This is a genomic window from Sorangium sp. So ce448 (assembly GCF_051520915.1).
GTDB lineage: Bacteria > Myxococcota_A > Polyangia > Polyangiales > Polyangiaceae > Sorangium > Sorangium cellulosum_B.
Genome location: NZ_CP150343.1, coordinates 3,773,107 through 3,788,522, shown reverse-complemented (window position 1 = coordinate 3,788,522; position 15,416 = coordinate 3,773,107). Strand labels below are relative to the sequence as shown.

The window sequence follows — 15,416 nt, the reverse complement described above, 5'->3', positions numbered from 1 at the left end:
GCCCCCCGCGCCCGGCTCTACGTGGGGCTCATGGCAGCCCACAAGAACAGGCTCGCGAGCGAGTCGTCGCCGTACCTCCTGCAGCACGCGCACAACCCGGTCGCGTGGTACCCGTGGGGCGCCGAGGCCCTCGATCTCGCTCGCCGAGAGGACAAGCCGATCCTCCTGTCCATCGGCTACGCCGCCTGCCACTGGTGCCACGTGATGGAGCGCGAGTCGTTCGAGGACGAGGCGATCGCCCGGCACATGAACGACCTGTTCGTGAACATCAAGGTCGACCGGGAAGAGCGGCCCGATCTCGACCACATCTACCAGCTCGTCGTGCAGCTCATGGGCCGGAGCGGCGGCTGGCCGCTGACGGTGTTCCTCACCCCGGACCAGCGCCCCTTCTTCGCGGGCACGTACTTCCCGCCGAAGGACGCGCTCGGCATGCCCGGCTTCCCGAAGGTGCTCGACAAGATCGCCGACGCCTTCAGGAACCGGCGCGACGACGTCGAGCAGCAGGCGCAGGAGATCACCGAGGCCATCGAGCGCGCTCAGCGCGCGCCGGCGCGCGCTGCAGGCGTCGTCGCGCCCGCGTCGTCCGATCTGCTCCGGCGCGCGTCGCGGCAGCTGCTTGCGCGCCTCGACCCCCGCCACGGCGGCGTCGGATCGCGGCCGAAGTTCCCGAACACGATGGCGCTCGACGTGCTGCTCCGCCGCGGCGTGCTGGAGGGCGATCGCGTCGCGGCGGAGGGCGTCGAGCTCACGCTGGACAGGATGCGGGACGGCGGCATCTGGGATCACCTGCGCGGCGGCTTCCACCGCTACTCGACGGACGAGCGCTGGCTCGTGCCCCACTTCGAGAAGATGCTCTACGACAACGCGCTCCTCCTGCGCCTCTACGCCGACGGGTTCCGGGCGTTCAAGAAGCCGATCTACGCCGAGACGGCGCGCGAGATCGTCGGCTACCTGTTCGCCGAGATGCGCGACCCGGAGGGCGGCTTCTACGCGTCGCAGGACGCCGACTCCGAGGGGCGCGAGGGCAAGTTCTTCGTGTGGACGCTCGATCAGCTCCGCGACGCCGTCGGCGAGGATCAGCTCGCGTACGACGTGGCCCGCCTCGTCTTCGGCATCAGCGAGGAGGGCAACTTCGAGGACAGCGGCGCGACGGTGCTCTCGCAGCACCGCACGCTCGAGCAGGCCGCGGCGGTCATCGATGACGGCGCGGGAGGAGGCTCCTCGACCCACCTCGATCGGTGCCGCGACGCGCTCGCGCGCGCCAGGGTCGCGATGCTCGCCGCGCGCGACGCGAGGCCTCGGCCGGCGCGCGACGACAAGGTGCTCGCGAGCTGGAACGGGCTGCTCATCGGGGCGCTCGCCGACGCCGGGCGCGCGCTGGACGAGCCCGCCTGGGTCGACGCCGCGGCGCGCGCGTTCGCGCTGCTCGAGCGGAAGCTCATCCGCGGCGGCCGCGTCGGCCGTTATCTCAAGGACGGCGCGCCTGCAGGCGCGAAGGGCGAGCACGGCGGCTCCGGGGCGGCCGTGGGCGACGTCCGGCCAGGGTTCCTCGACGACCAGGCGTACCTCGGGAACGCGGCCCTCGACCTGTACGAGGCCACCTCCGACCCGCGCTACGTCGACGTCGCGCGCGCGATCGCCGACGCGATGATCGCGCACCACTGGGACGAGGCCGCGCCCGGGTTCTTCTTCACGCCGGACGACGGCGACGCGCTGATCGCGCGCACGCAGGACATCTATGACCAGGCCGCGCCCTCGGCCGCCTCGATGGCGGCGCTCCTCTGCCTGCGCCTCTCCGAGATCGCCGACGAGCGTTACCTCTCACCGGCAGAGCGGCAGCTGGGCGTCCTCGCGCCGACGGCGCTCGAGAACGCCTTCGGTCTCGGCCAGACCGTGTGCGTGCTCGACCGCCTGACGCGCGGTGCAGTGACGGTCATGGTGGTCGGCGAGGCGGGCTCGGCGTCGGCGGCCGAGCTCGCGCGCGAGGCGTTCAAGGCGTACCTGCCGAACCGGGCGATCGTGCTCGTGGATCCGGCTCGGCCGGAGAGCGCCGCGGCGGTGAAGGTCGTCGCCGAGGGCAAGCCAGCGCGCCCTGACGGGGCGGTGGCCTACGCATGTCGCGGGCGGACGTGCTCGGCGCCCGTCACGACGGCGGCCGACCTCAAGGCGCTGCTGGCGTAACGTGGCACGCGCCGAGCTCGCACGGGCCGCGATCCGGGGCGCCTCCGCAGGTGCATCCGGACACCGGGCCCGGCGCGTGGGTCTGCGCGCATCCACGTCCGACGCCCTCGGCGCGGGCGTCGCTCGGAGCGCAGACCTCCACGTCGAGCCTCGAGTCGTCGTCGAAGTCCGTGACGAAGGTGCAGCTGCAGCGGTAGGGCTTGCCCTGCTCAGGGCGGCACGCCGACGAGAGCACCACGCATAGCAGGGCTCCCGCGCGCGCCGCCCGGATGGGCCACCTACGGCGTGACGGTGCCGCCACCCTTGTCGCCGCCAGCCTTGCTCCCGCCCGTGTTGCTCTCGCGGATGTGGAACTCGACGCGCCGGTTCTTCTGGCGCCCGGCCTCGGTGTTGTTGTCGTCGATCGGCCGCTTCGGACCAAAGCCCGCCGCCGTGAGCCGGGCGGGATCGATGCCGCCCCGCTCGATCAGGTACGTCCTGACCGAGTGAGCGCGATCGTTCGAGAGCTTCTCGTTGAGCTGGTCCGGGCCCCGGTTGTCGGTGTGGCCCTCGATCGCGACGAGCGTGATCTCGGGGTTCACCTTCAAGAGCCGGACGACCTCGTCCAGGATGCTGTAGCTGTTCTGCAGGATCCTCGCGCTGCCGGTCGCGAACTGCACCTGCTTCAAGATCTGGATCTCGCTCGACCCCGTGATGCGACGGATGAACTGCGGGCAGCCGTTCTTCGTCGGCTCGGGGCTCGGCTGGCCAGGCTCCTTGGGGCAGGCGTCCTTCGCGTCCGGGATGCTGTCCTCGTCGGCGTCATCCTCCGGGCACCCGTCGGCGTCGTTGATCTTGTCGAAATCCTCGGGCTGATCCGGGCACTTGTCGCTGGTGTCGGGGATGCCGTCGCCGTCGCGATCGGGCAGCGCCGGGCAGCCGTCGTCGGCGTTCGGCGGCTTGCCGTCCTCGGGATCGGTCGGGCAGAGATCGATGTCGTCCGGGAGCCCGTCCTTGTCCGTATCCGCGGCGCGCGGCGGGACCGCCTGGAAGCGCCTGCCAGGAGACACGGGCTCGACATCCTTGATGCCGAACGAGTAGCCGATGACCCCGACCATCCGGAAATCCGGCGCGTAGCCGCCCGACAGCCGCGTTCCGGCGCCGACCCCGAGCCACCCCTTCTTCCGCTGATCGAGCGCGAGCCGCCCCTCGGCCATCCACTCCAGCGGCGTGTTGTCGCCGCTGAACGTCGTGCCGCGGCCGAGGCCCGTCGATCCGAAGATCTGCGCGCCGAGCCGCAGCGCCCCGTTCCGCAGCGGGAGGAAGCCGCCGATCCCCCACCTCCACTCGTTCGTCACGGCGAAGTCGTTGAGCGATGAGTACGGACGGAAGTGCACCCCGGTGTTCAGGACGAAGAACATCGACTTGAGATCGATCTCACCCGAGAGCCCGATCATCGCGCTCGCGGCGTTGTCGCCCGAGAACGAGAGCTTGCTGCCGGTCGGCACCCACGCCGTCGCGTTGGCGCCCAGCTTGAAGAAGCGATCCTCGGTGCGGTACAGGATCGCCCGCCCGTCGAGCCGGATGTCCATGAGCGCGGCGGTCGACGGGCTCGCCGCGTCCTCTGCACCGGCGACGCTCGGGTCGTTCGTCGGGTTGCTCGTCTGGAGGGCGATGATCGGCAGCCCCACCTGGAACGAGAAGCGGTCGAGGAGCTCGACGCCCCCGTTGAAGTAGCCGATGAGCTGCGAGGACACCGGCGAGCCGTGTTCCCTGCTGAACCGCCCCGCGGCCTGCTCGTCATTCAGCATGTTCTCGACCCGGAAGGGATTGAGGCCGAGGCCGAGCCCGAACTGCCCGAAGAAGCGCGTCTCCGGCGCCACCTGCGGTCGCCAGAGCGCGATCGAGTCGTCGGGAGCGCCGGCCATGTAGAGCCGGTCCAGGTAGAACGTTCTCGTCTGGGCGCTCACAGGGAGCGCGCTCAAGAACAAGGCTCCCGCCGCAGCCGCCGTCAGCGCGCGTCGCTTGACGCCCCGTGCGGGCGCGTGCTGCTTTTCCCCCTCATGTCCTCCGGTGCGCGTCAAATTCCCTCCTGTGACCCGCTTTTGAACGACCGTTGCGGTCGATCGGAGGCTACACGCTAACCCAGGCCTCTAGAAAGGTGAGAGAGAACGGCGAACGTGGGCAAGGCGCGCAACCATCCGTCACCATGCGTCACCTCGTCGTCTGGTGTTGACCTGGGCCAAATGCCGTGCTTTCTTGCGCGCCCGCTTGACGTGCGGCCAGGTTGCCGCCGTTTGCGGTCCAGACCGAGGGACCACCAGCCATGAAGCGCACCTACCAGCCCCATAACACCCGCCGCGCCCGGACCCACGGCTTCCGTGCGCGTATGGCGACCGCCGGCGGTCGCAAGGTCATCAACAACCGCCGCCGCAAGGGCCGCGCCCGGCTCGCGCCCACCATCTACAAGAAGTAACGCGGCGGTGATGGCGCCAGCGCCCCCGCGCTCGTCGGCGTCCTCCTCCTCGTTCCCGCGCGAGCGCCGCATTCGCAGGCGGGCAGAATTCGTCCGCATCCAGAACGGTGGCCATCGCGCCAGCACCCGCCACCTGCTGATCCTCGTCGCGGCCCCCACCGAGGGCGCCGCTCGCGGCGGGGCCCCCCGCGGCACGAAGAGCGCTGCCGCGCCTGTCCCATCCAGGGCGCCTCGCCTGGGCCTCGTCGCCTCGCGCAAGGTGGGCGGCGCTGTGGCGCGCAACCGCGCGAAGCGCCTGCTCAGGGAGGCGTTCCGGAGATTCCCGGAGCTCTTCCCGGAGCGCGTCGACATCGTGGTGATCCTCCGCACTGGCGCCGGCTCGCTCGGCCTCGATGACGTCCTCGCGGAGCTTCGTGGCGTGGTCCCGGTGCTCCGCCGCCGGGCGAAGGAGGCGCTCACCGCCGCGTCGCGCGCGCGAACGGAGGTCATGGCCGAGCGCAGCGCAGGCGATCCGCCAGCGCCCGCGCCAGACCAGACCGACCCGAGCGACGGCTAGAAGATGGCGCGGCATACCTTGCGCCGTGGTGCGCTGGGCCCCAAGCTCCTCGCTCTCTCACGGCTCACCACATGCTGGCGACGCTCCTCCTCGCGCTGATCCGCGCCTACCAGATGACGCTCTCCAGGCTCATCGTGGCGTTGATGGGCCCGGTCTGTCGGTTCGAGCCCTCCTGCTCGCGCTACGCCGCCGCCTGCATCGTGGACCACGGGGCGCTCCGGGGGAGCTTGCTTTCGCTCAAGCGACTGTGTAGGTGTCACCCGTTTCATCCAGGCGGGTTCGACCCTCCGCCACCACCTCGTCTTCGCCGTGCCGCGGCTGCCCGGATGCCGCGTCAACGGGACGCTGACCCGCGGGATACGACACGCTGTTCGTCTACTGGCGCGGAGCTCGCCTCGCACGCCTCATCCCCTTGTCGAGCGGGTTTCAGCGGCCGGGTCACCCTCATGGACTAATCCCGCTCGGCCATCGACAAGGCCCCCTGCGGCACGGCGCCCGACACGCCGCGGAGCGAAGCCCGCACGGAGCGCCCCTGGGCAGCCTCGTGAGGCGTCACGAGACGCCCGCAGCGAAGGGCGCGGCTCGAGATCCTGGGATCGACGAAGGACTTCATGGAACGCAGCAATATCGCCAAATGGCTGTTCCTCGGCCTCGCCATCATCCTCTTCTTCCAGTTCGGCAAGCCGCTCCTCTTCGGCCAGGGCGCGCCGCAGCTGCAGCCGCTCGACGTCAACGACAGCACGGCCCCCGCCGAGCGCGCTCCCCCGGAGATGTGCGTCATCGACGGAGATCGCTTCAAGGCTGAGCTGTCGACGCACGGCGGGTCGCTCCGGCACCTCTGGATGACGGACCCGAAGTACACGACGGGGAACGGCGAGCGCAGGCCGATGGACCTGGTAACGACCTCGCTCGAGTCGCGGATGCCTCTCAGGACGGACCTGCACCTGCCTGGCGGCAGCGCGCCGCAGGTGCCGTTCGACGATCTCGACTGGAAGCTCTCGGCGCAGGACGGCAAGAGCTGCACGTTCACCTACGCCGACAGCGCGACGAGGCTCACCAAGGTCGTCGCGGCCACGGGGCGTCCCTTCGAGCTCTCGGTGCAGATGACGGTCGAGAACCTCGCGCAGGAGCCGCGCAAGCACCGGCTCGCCGTCGAGCAGACCGCGTGGCGGACCCAGAAGGAGACGGAGGGTCATCTCGGCCTGATCTCGGAGTGGATCACCGAGACGGTCGCCGCGACCGACCAGAAGACCGAGCGTCAGCACCCCGACGCCTTCGAGCCCGGCGACTTCAAGGACCCGGAGTTCACCGCCGAGCGCTGGCGGCGCACCCCGGGCAACGCGCGGTTCGCCGCCGTCTCGAGCAGCTACTTCAGCAAGATCGCGATCCCGCTGGAAGGGCCAGGGCAGCCCACGGCCGAGACGCAGATCGAGGACGTCTGGGATACATCGAAGTTCCAGGACAAAAGCAAGGACCCGAGCTACGGGCACATCTATCGCGCGCGGCTCGCCTATCCGGAGCACGAGCTCGCGCCCGGCGGCGCGGTGACCTACAAGCTCCTGTCCTTCACCGGGCCCAAGGAGCGCGAGTTGCTCGCCGCCGTGGACCACGGGGCGAGCGAGGTCATCAACCTCGGCTGGTTCTCGCCGATCGCGAAGCTCCTCGTCTCGTACCTCTATGTCCTCCACCGCGCCGTGGGCAGCTGGGGCTGGGCCATCGTCCTGCTCACCATGACGGTCCGGCTCCTGCTCTTCCCGCTGAGCATCCAGCAGATCAAGAGCGCCGCGGCGATGCGCAAGCTCAAGCCGGAGATGGATGAGATCAACGCGAGGTACAAGGACGACGCCGCCCAGCGCGGCCTCGCGATGCAGGAGCTCTGGCGCAAGAACAAGGTCGCGAACCCGGTCGTCGGATGCTTCCCGATGCTGCTCCAGATGCCGGTATGGTTCGCCCTCTACACCGCGCTCCAGACCGCGGTGGAGCTCTACCACACCCCGTTCGGCCCCGTGATTCCGGACCTGTCGGCCCCGGGAAAGTACTTCATCATTCCCATCGTCCTCGGCGGCTCGAGCTTCATCCAGCAGAAGCTCATGCCCCCGCAGGGCGACCCGGCGCAGCAGAAGATGATGATGTACCTGATGCCCGGCATCTTCACCGCGATGATGCTCTTCCTCCCGGCCGGCCTCGGCGTTTACATGTTGACGAACACCTGGCTCGGCATCGGGCAGCAGGTGCTCGTCGAGCGCTACTTGAAGGCGAAGAACGAACGGGCCGGCGGCATCCAGGTGCGAGAGGTCGCGAGCGCGGAGCCCCAATCCGCGATGAAGAAGACTCCGGGCGACGACGACAAGTCGGCCCCTGCTCTCGGAAAGGGAAAAGCACGTGTCCGTGGATAGTGAAGTTGCCGAAAGGGGAATCGACGCAGCGGACGTCGATGTCGATGCCGAGGCGCAGGGCGCTGGCGACGCGGCCGAGTTCGAGGAGGACGGGCGCGCCGACGTCGCGCTCGACTTCGTCATCGATGTGCTCGCGGCGATGGGCATGGACTGCACCGTCGACCTCCTCGAGAACGAGGAGGAGGATCCGCCCGAGGAGATCCGGCTCGAGATCGAGGGGAAGGACGCGGGCCGCGTGATCGGCAAGAAGGGGCAGACGCTCACCGCGCTGCAGTTCCTCGCCAACCGCGTGATCAACCGACCGGGCAAGAAGCGGCGTCACGTGATCATCGACGCCGAGGGCTACCGGCAGCGGCGCGAGGACACGCTCTCTTCCATGGCGCGCAGGCTGGGCAAGCAGGCGGTCGAGGAGGGCAAGATCATCACCTTCGAGCCGATGAACCCGCAGGACCGCCGCGTCGTCCACCTGGCGCTGGCGAAGTTCCCGGGCGTCGTCACCAAGAGCGACGGCGAGGGTGAGGCCCGCCGCGTGCAAATCATCCCCGTCCGCCGCTGAGGCAGTAGGCCCGGCACGAAGCGCGCGCATCAAGAACGAGTGCGCGACTGCGCCGCTGCCGGCGTTGACACCGGATCGCCCGCATGCATAATGCCGCACCTCTCCGGTACCCCCCGGGGAGGTGCGCGGACACGCGCTCGCGCCCATGTTCTCCCGGAACCGCAACCGGGTTCCATCTGCGTTCATCGCGTGAAGCACGAGGGCCGCGCGCGGCCCCCGCTCCGCCGGACGCAGTCAACGAACGGCGGCGGCCCAGCCCCCCTTGAGCACGGGCACGGGACCGCGAAGACGGATCCCCGACCCTTTGAAGGATTGACCGACCATGCAGACCTCGAACATCCTCGCGAAGATCGAAGCTCCCCTGTTCCGCGAGGGGATCCCGGATTTCCGGGTCGGCGATACGGTGCGCGTCCACTACAAGATCGTCGAGGGCGAGAAGGAGCGCATCCAGGTGTTCCAGGGTGTCGTTCTGAAGCGCCACCGCGCCGGGGTCCGGAGCACCTTCACCGTGCGCAAGGTGAGCTTCACGGTCGGCGTCGAGCGCATGTTCCTCCTCCACAGCCCCCGCATCGACAAGGTCGAGATCGTCTCGCGCGGCGTGGTCCGCCGTTCGCGGCTCTTCTACCTGCGCAACCTGGCAGGCAAGGCCGCTCGCGTCCGCGACGCAAAGGATTGATCCCGCGGGCCGGCACCCCGGCCGCGAGGAGAGCACTCCCGCAGAGCAGATGGCCAGGGGGACAGCCGGCTCCCTGGTTCGATTGTGCACTCAAGCATCCATGGCACAGCGCGGAAGCAGCTGCGCGCCGGGCGATGACGCCTGCATGCGCGCGCACGCACCGCGTTGCCGGCCTGTAGCAAGGGTTCCCGCATACTTCTTCCTTGATCCTCGGCCGAGCGGCCACGGTATGCTCGCGGCGGCGGTGCCCCAGCGCCGCGAAACCCGAGAAGGATCACCATGCTCTGTCCGCGTTGCGGTGCGCCCGCGACCCCCGCCGATAAATTCTGCGCTGTGTGCGCCTCGCCGCTCACCCCGTCCGGGCCTGGAGCGTTCGGGGCTCCTCCGCCGCCGCCGCCTCCTCCGCCGTTTCCTGCTCCGGGCTTCGGGGCGCCCCCCGAGCCTCCCCCGAACTATGGCTCGCCGAGCGGCGGTTTTGGTCCGCCCCCGCCGGCGCCTTTCGGGGCTCCTCCAGGCTCGCCTCCCGGGTTCCCGCCGGCGCCCGAGGGCGGCCCGGCCGGCTTCGGTCCGCCTCCGCCCTTCGGACCGCAGCCTGGTGGTTACGGGGCGCCCCAGCCGCCTCCTCCTGTGCCGCTGAAACCGCCGCCGTTCCCGCCGGAGCCGCCGATCTACGGCGCGCCGGGCGGCGGCTATGGCTCGGCCCCGAGCTTCCCGGAGCAGCAGGGCAGCTATCCCGGCCCTCCGCTCCCGCGGCCCGGCTTCGGCCCGCCCCCGCAGCCCGGGTTCGGTCCGCCCCCGCAGCCGCAGGGCGCGCGCTGCGTGCAGGGGCACGCGATCCCGGCGGGCGGCTCGTTCTGCATGGAGGGAGGCCACCCGATCGCCCTCGACGGCATCCAGATGAGCGGCGATCCCTTCAACCAGACGGCCTATGCGCCCAACCAGCAAGGAGCATCCGCGCCGCCGCCGATGCCGCAGGCGAGCGGCAGCGGAGCCTACGGCGAGCCGCCGCAGCCACAGCAAAACATCGCCCCACCGGGCCCGCCGCCCGCGTACATCCCGCCTCCTCCCGCGGTGCGCCCGCCGACGCCGGCGCCGCCGAGGGCCGCTGGGCAGGAGAGCCGCCGCACCCTCGCCGGCTTCCTCGTCAGCTTCCAGGACGACGCGCTCGGCAGGTTCTGGCCGCTCTGGCAAGGCAAGAACATCATCGGACGCGCCGAGACAGGGCAGAAGGTCGACATCGAGATAGCGCACGGGACGACCTCGACACATCACGCGACGGTCGAGATCGACGGCGGTCGACTCGTCCTCGCCGACCTCGGCTCCACCAACGGGACGTTCCACAACGAGGAGGCGATCGGCTTCCAGGGCCGGCGCGAGCTGCGCGATGGCGACAAGATCCGCTTCGGCGGGTTCAGCGTCATCCTGCTCAGCGTGGCAGCGCGGGCCTGACGGGCCCATCGCACGAGGAGAGGCGTTGCCGAGCCTGGCCCCCTTCCCCCGCGACGTTCGACCGGCACCTGGCGCCCCGGCCGGGCTGCGTGAAAACCAACCGGATAGCCGCCGCCTGCGCGCGGCGGCCGCCCCGCTCGCGCAGGGAGCGCTCCTCGGCTCCCTCGCGCCCGCTGGAGATCCCCACGCATGACTCCCTCTCATGACGCGACTCGCCCGATCCACACCATGAGCGCCTCCGCCCGTCGCGGCAGGCGCGAGGGCAAGGCCCTGCGCTGCGCGAGGCTCCTCGCGCTCGCGGCCGCTGTCCTCGCGCTCCTCGCCGGACAGCGCCGCGCCGAGGCCGCGCCCGAGGCGCACGTGCTCCGCATCGACCCGCGCGCGAGCACCGTGGACGGCTCGCCCGTGCTCACGACCGTGCTCGAGGTCGTGCAGAACAAGCGCCTCAGCGACCTCACCCGCAACTGCGCCGCGCTCACAGGCAACGCGAACCTCGACTGCGTCGCCGATGCGATTGAGCAGCCGTCGGCGCTCTACTCGTCGTTCGACTTCCCGGACAAGAACGCGATCCTCTCCGTCACGGTCGACGGCACGGATCTGCCGGCGAAGTTCGAGTCGAAGGCGCGGTGGGGCGACAGCGCCGGTCAACCGGGCGTCGGGACGGCGTGGCTCATCCTGATCGACGCCGCGTCGAGCATGGGCAACCGCTTCGACGAGGCGAAGGCTGTCGCGAGCGCGTTCGTCAACGCGATGCAGCCGAACGACATCGTCGACGTGATGTTCTTCAACGATCGCGGCATCGTCGAGGACTCGAAGTGGGTGAGCAACAAGCAGGCGGCGGCGCAGGCGATCGCCGGCGTCGCGCGCACCTATCCGACGCAGGGCCGCACGCGCCCGCTCTTCACGATCATCAAGAACGCCGCGACCGACGCGTTCAAGGAGCTCGGCAACGCAGGTCAGGGCGTCCAGGTGCCGATGCACCAGGCGATGGTGGTCCTCTCGAACGGCTCCGCCGGCGCTGATCCCAGCTCGACCGCCGCGGCGTCGAACCTCCTCCGCGAGTACCTGACGAAGGGGCGATTCCCCGAGAACAACGACGTCCTGCCGAAGACCCCGGTGCCCGTCATCTCGATCTGGTTCCCGAGCCAGCTCGTCGAGGAGTTCACGGCGAACGCCCGCGAGTTCATGGAGGGGATGGCGAACACCGAGATCGGCGGCTTCTTCAGCGTGGTGCGCGACGGCCAGCAGCGGCGCGCGGCCAACATCGTCAACGCGATCCGCACCCGCTTCAACAAGATGCACATCGTGAAGTGGCGGGTCTCGTGCGTCGCGCCGAGCATCACGCAGACGTTCAAGCTCGCCTTCATCAACACGGATCCGCCGATCGCGGGCGACGCAACCTTCCAGAACGTCCCCGTCGGCATCGATCCGACAGCGTGGCCGCTCGACATCGACCGCGACGCGACCGACCGCGCGGCGAAGAAGACGCCGATCTATCCCGGCGGCACGGTCAAGATCTTCGGCAACTTCTGCTGGGGTGGCAACGCGCAGCGGGCCGAGATCTACATGGTCCCGAAGAACCAGGCCGCGCCGCAGTCGCTGCAGGGCGGGAACCTCGAGGACGCGAAGAAGGCCCAGCGGACGCTGATCGAGGGCGGGATGCGTGGCAAGGCGATCTCGGCCGGCGACAGCGTCGTCGAGTTCGAGCTCCCGGACACCGACAAGTTCCTCGTCGGCAAGGGCGACCAGACGACGGCGCGCCTCATCATCTACGACAACCAGGCGCGGCGGACGAGCGCGGTCACTGCCGACAAGATCCTCACGCTGAAGGCGAAGGAGGCGCCGCTGCCGTACCTGCTCATCGGCGGCGTGACCTTCGGCGGCGTCGTCATCGTGCTGCTCCTCGTCTCCATCTTCCGCGGCGGCGGGAAGCGACGCGGCGGCACGGTGGCGGCCGCGCCCCCGAGGCCCATCGTGGCGGGGAGCGGGCCGCCTCCGCCCTACGCGCCGGCGCCGCCGCCTCCGGGCGACTTCGGCTATGGCGGCGGGCCGATGATGGGCCCTCCCATGGGCGGGGCCAGCCGGGCGACGCTCTCGGGCCCGGCGGGCATCTTCACCGTGCACCCCGGCGCCGAGGTGCGCGCCGGGCGCGACGGCGCCTCGTGCCTGATCGCGCTGTCGGAGCCGCGCGTGTCCGGCACCCATGCGAGCGTGAAGCTCGAGGCCGGCCAGCTGTTCGTGCGGGACGAGACCTCCAACAACGGGACCTACGTGAACGGCCAGCGCATCGCCGCGGCCGTGTGGACGCTCGTGCCACCCGGCGCGTCGTTGCGGTTCGGCCCCGTCGAGTTCAGCGTCCGTTTGGAGTAGCGTGTCCGGGGCCTGTTCTCGCGCCCCGAGCGACGCCCCCCCATGATGCCCCCGACCGAGTCCTCCCCGCACCTCAAGATCGAGTTCGCCCAGGCCAGCGATGCTGGCCGGGACCCGAACAAGCAGGTCAACGAGGATGCCTGCGGCTACGCCGAGACCAAGTTCGGTTACCTGTGCGTCCTGTGCGACGGCATGGGCGGACACTACGGCGGCAGCGAGGCGAGCCGCACCGCCATCCAGACCATCTTCGAGATGATCGAGCGCACGCCGGCCACCGTGGATCCGAGCGGGGCGCTCAAGGCCGCGATCGAGGAAGCGGGGCGCCGCGTCTACCAGCTGGGCGGGCCGCCGGAGAACCGCGTCCGGCCCGGCTCGACCGTCGTCGCGATGGTCCTCCACGATCGCGGCATCGACGTCGCGCACGTCGGCGACAGCCGCGCGTACGTGATCCGGAGCCACCAGATCTACCCCCTCACGCGCGACCACTCGATGGTGCAGGGGATGATCGACGCGGGCATGATCACGGAGGCGCAGGCGATCGGCCACCCCGACGCGAACAAGATCACGCGCGCGCTCGGGATGAGGCCGGAGGTGGAGGTCGAGGTTCGACCCGAGCCGATGGAGCTCTACCCGGGAGACGTGCTGATCCAGTCGAGCGACGGGCTCACCGACCTCGTGCTCCCCGGCGACATCCTCGGGTGCACGCGGCAAGCGCTCGCATCGGGCTCGGTCGATCACGCGTGCCGGATGCTCGTGCAGCTCGCGAACCACCGCGGCGGTCACGACAACATCACCGTCCAGATGGTCCGGGTGCTCGAGACGGGCAGCCGCTCGCTGACCATCGCGCACGGGCCACCAGGGGCGGCTGGCCCGGGCGACGGCGTCAATCCTGCGCGCGCTTCGCGCCCTCAGGAGACCGTCGCGATGACCCGGTCCGAGGCGGCGGCGATCGGCCAGCAGCTCGCCACGAGCACGCCGCTCCCCCACGGCCATGGCGCTCCTGCGGCCGCGAGCGGCGCGGCGGCGGGCATGGCGGCCGTGGGAAACGCGCCGGCGCCGTACCCGGCGTCCATCAACAACGCGATCACCGTGGTCCCGACGGGCTCCCCCGACACGCCGCGCCCTGCGTCCACCAGCGACGCGGTCACCGTGGTCCCGGCAGGCTCCACCGGCGCGCCTGGGCTGCGTCCAGCGTCCCCCCGCTCCGCGACGGCCGCGGCCTCGACGGGCTCCGACAACGCGCCGGCCGTCGCGCCGACGGCCACCGACAACGTGCCGGCCGTCGCACCTGGCGCTGCCCATGGCGCGCCGACGGCCACCGACAACGTGCCGGCCGTCGCACCTGGCGCTGCCCATGGCGCGCCGGCGCTTCGCCCCACCACCGTCGACAGCGCGCCGGCCGTCAGCCCCACGGCCACCGACGAGCTGCCTCCCGTGGCTCCGGCCGCTGCCCCCAGCGCGAAGGCCGTGAGCCCCACGGCGGCCGACGGCGGGTCGGCCATGACGCCCACGCCGATGGACTCCGCGCTGGCGCTGCCTCCAACCGTGCCGGGCGCCCTTCCCCCGGTGGCTTACCCGAACGCGCCCGACGCGCCCGCCGTGCTGTCTCCCCTTCCCCTGAGCGCTCCCGCGCAGCCTCCGATGGGCCGCGTCGCGGCCCTTCAGCCTGGTTCGTTCGGAGCGCCGCCTCACCCAGGCGCCGCTTACGGCGGTCCGCCCCACCCCGCCGTCCCTTACGGCGCACCGCATCCTCCTGGCGCCGCCTACGGCGCGCCGCCCCCTCCTGGCGTCCCGTACGGTACGCCGCACCATCCTGGCGCCGCGTACGGTGCACCGCCTCACGTCGGCGCCGCCTATGGTGCACCTCTTCACGCGACCGAGCAGGATGTTCCGCCGCCTTCGGTGGCCTTCCCGGGGCACAACCCAGCAGCGCCCGGTGGTCCCCCGGTCGCCGCCGCCTCGCCCCCCCACCTCGCGCCCGCGCCGCTGCATGCTCACGCGTACGCGGCGACCGGCCCGCGCCCCGCGCCAGCACCGAGCTTCTCCGGACCCGTCTCGTCCTCCGGGGCATCGAGCGTGCCGAGCACCGTGCGCGCCCCGCGCGGCGTCTACATCGCCCTCATCGCCTCGGCCTCGGCCGTGCTCCTCGTGCTGTTCGTCTTCCTGCTCTGGAGGCTCCTCGGCAGCTGAGCGCGGGGAGGAAAGGCGCGGAAAGGCGCGGAAAGGCGCGCAAAAACCGCCCCCACCCACCGCCCCGCACGGATCAGCGGAAACCGCGACCGAGACGAGGACGAGAACGAGGATGGAGGACGAGAACCGAGCTCGGCTCGCTCGACCCAGATGACCGCCGCGCAACGGCCCGGCTCGCGGAATGCGATTGAAGAAAGATCGGATTCCGGATTAGCCTAACTTTCCGGAGGTCCCTCCATGCCTGGCGACCAAGAGCTCGAGCACGGCGACGACATGGATGGCGCGCCTGAGGATCTGGAAGAAGAGGTGCCGGAGTCGACCCGTACACCCTCTCTCGAGGAGGCCCGCGCCGGCTTCATGCTGCTCGATCTGTGACCCGCTGAACCCCCTGTTCCCGGAAGTCACGACGCTCCGCGGCGACACGCCGTTCGTCCAGCGGGCGAGAGCCTCCCGACGAACGGCGCCCATCGCCGCGCGCGTGCAGAAGCGCGCTCCTCTCCCGCGAGCGGCACCGCGCCAGCGTGGCGCGAGGCGACGCACGGGACGCGCCTCTTCCCTTGCCCTCCCCGACGGCCTGTGGTGAAACG

12 protein-coding genes and 1 pseudogene are annotated in these 15,416 nt (G+C 70.8%); 11 read left to right on the top strand and 2 right to left on the bottom strand.

Features of this window, described 5'->3' with window-relative positions; genetic code table 11:
• The first annotated feature begins 30 nt into the window (after nucleotides 1-30).
• The gene (locus WMF45_RS14575) at nucleotides 31-2,181 is read left to right on the top strand and encodes a thioredoxin domain-containing protein (protein ID WP_437717494.1); all 2,151 of its coding nucleotides are present in this window, start codon (nucleotides 31-33) and stop codon (nucleotides 2,179-2,181) included.
• Here WMF45_RS14575 and WMF45_RS14570 read toward each other — a convergent pair.
• Both WMF45_RS14570 and WMF45_RS14565 read right to left on the bottom strand, forming a co-directional pair.
• On the bottom strand, nucleotides 2,162-2,419 hold the full coding sequence (locus WMF45_RS14570) for a hypothetical protein (RefSeq protein ID WP_437717493.1): 258 nt from the start codon (nucleotides 2,417-2,419) through the stop codon (nucleotides 2,162-2,164). The two genes, WMF45_RS14575 and WMF45_RS14570, sit on opposite strands and share 20 nt — an antisense overlap.
• 40 nt (nucleotides 2,420-2,459) lie before the next feature.
• The gene (locus WMF45_RS14565) at nucleotides 2,460-4,145 is read right to left on the bottom strand and encodes an OmpA family protein (protein ID WP_437717492.1); all 1,686 of its coding nucleotides are present in this window, start codon (nucleotides 4,143-4,145) and stop codon (nucleotides 2,460-2,462) included.
• Nucleotides 4,146-4,486: 341 nt separating this feature from the next.
• Between WMF45_RS14565 and rpmH the strand changes: the two genes are divergently transcribed.
• The 10 genes and pseudogenes from rpmH to WMF45_RS14515 all read left to right on the top strand — a co-directional run bounded on the left by rpmH (nucleotide 4,487) and on the right by WMF45_RS14515 (nucleotide 15,204).
• Entirely contained in the window at nucleotides 4,487-4,636 is a 150-nt protein-coding gene (gene rpmH / locus WMF45_RS14560) for a 50S ribosomal protein L34 (protein ID WP_012235155.1), read from the top strand.
• A 10-nt stretch (nucleotides 4,637-4,646) separates the two neighbouring features.
• Nucleotides 4,647-5,192 (top strand): ribonuclease P protein component, encoded by a 546-nt coding sequence (gene rnpA, locus WMF45_RS14555; RefSeq protein ID WP_437717491.1) that lies wholly within the window; start codon nucleotides 4,647-4,649, stop codon nucleotides 5,190-5,192.
• 71 nt (nucleotides 5,193-5,263) lie between these two features.
• Nucleotides 5,264-5,485, top strand: a pseudogene (gene yidD, locus WMF45_RS14550) (membrane protein insertion efficiency factor YidD); the annotation flags it as partial.
• 318 nt (nucleotides 5,486-5,803) lie between these two features.
• Entirely contained in the window at nucleotides 5,804-7,588 is a 1,785-nt protein-coding gene (gene yidC / locus WMF45_RS14545; protein ID WP_437717490.1) for a membrane protein insertase YidC, read from the top strand.
• The gene (locus WMF45_RS14540; protein ID WP_437717489.1) at nucleotides 7,581-8,144 is read left to right on the top strand and encodes a protein jag; all 564 of its coding nucleotides are present in this window, start codon (nucleotides 7,581-7,583) and stop codon (nucleotides 8,142-8,144) included. Before yidC ends, WMF45_RS14540 begins: the two co-directional genes overlap by 8 nt.
• 322 nt (nucleotides 8,145-8,466) lie before the next feature.
• The gene (gene rplS, locus WMF45_RS14535; RefSeq protein ID WP_437552348.1) at nucleotides 8,467-8,820 is read left to right on the top strand and encodes a 50S ribosomal protein L19; all 354 of its coding nucleotides are present in this window, start codon (nucleotides 8,467-8,469) and stop codon (nucleotides 8,818-8,820) included.
• A gap of 627 nt (nucleotides 8,821-9,447) precedes the next feature.
• Nucleotides 9,448-10,269 carry an FHA domain-containing protein gene (locus WMF45_RS14530; RefSeq protein WP_437717488.1) on the top strand — a complete coding sequence of 274 codons (822 nt, stop codon included), beginning with the start codon at nucleotides 9,448-9,450 and terminating at the stop codon, nucleotides 10,267-10,269.
• Nucleotides 10,270-10,497: 228 nt separating this feature from the next.
• Nucleotides 10,498-12,639 carry an FHA domain-containing protein gene (locus tag WMF45_RS14525; protein ID WP_437717487.1) on the top strand — a complete coding sequence of 714 codons (2,142 nt, stop codon included), beginning with the start codon at nucleotides 10,498-10,500 and terminating at the stop codon, nucleotides 12,637-12,639.
• Nucleotides 12,640-12,681: 42 nt separating this feature from the next.
• A complete protein-coding gene (locus WMF45_RS14520; RefSeq protein WP_437717486.1) occupies nucleotides 12,682-14,829 on the top strand; it encodes a protein phosphatase 2C domain-containing protein in 2,148 nt (715 codons plus the stop codon).
• Between the two features lie 237 nt (nucleotides 14,830-15,066).
• A complete protein-coding gene (locus tag WMF45_RS14515; RefSeq protein WP_437552344.1) occupies nucleotides 15,067-15,204 on the top strand; it encodes a hypothetical protein in 138 nt (45 codons plus the stop codon).
• The last annotated feature ends 212 nt before the right edge of the window (nucleotides 15,205-15,416 follow it).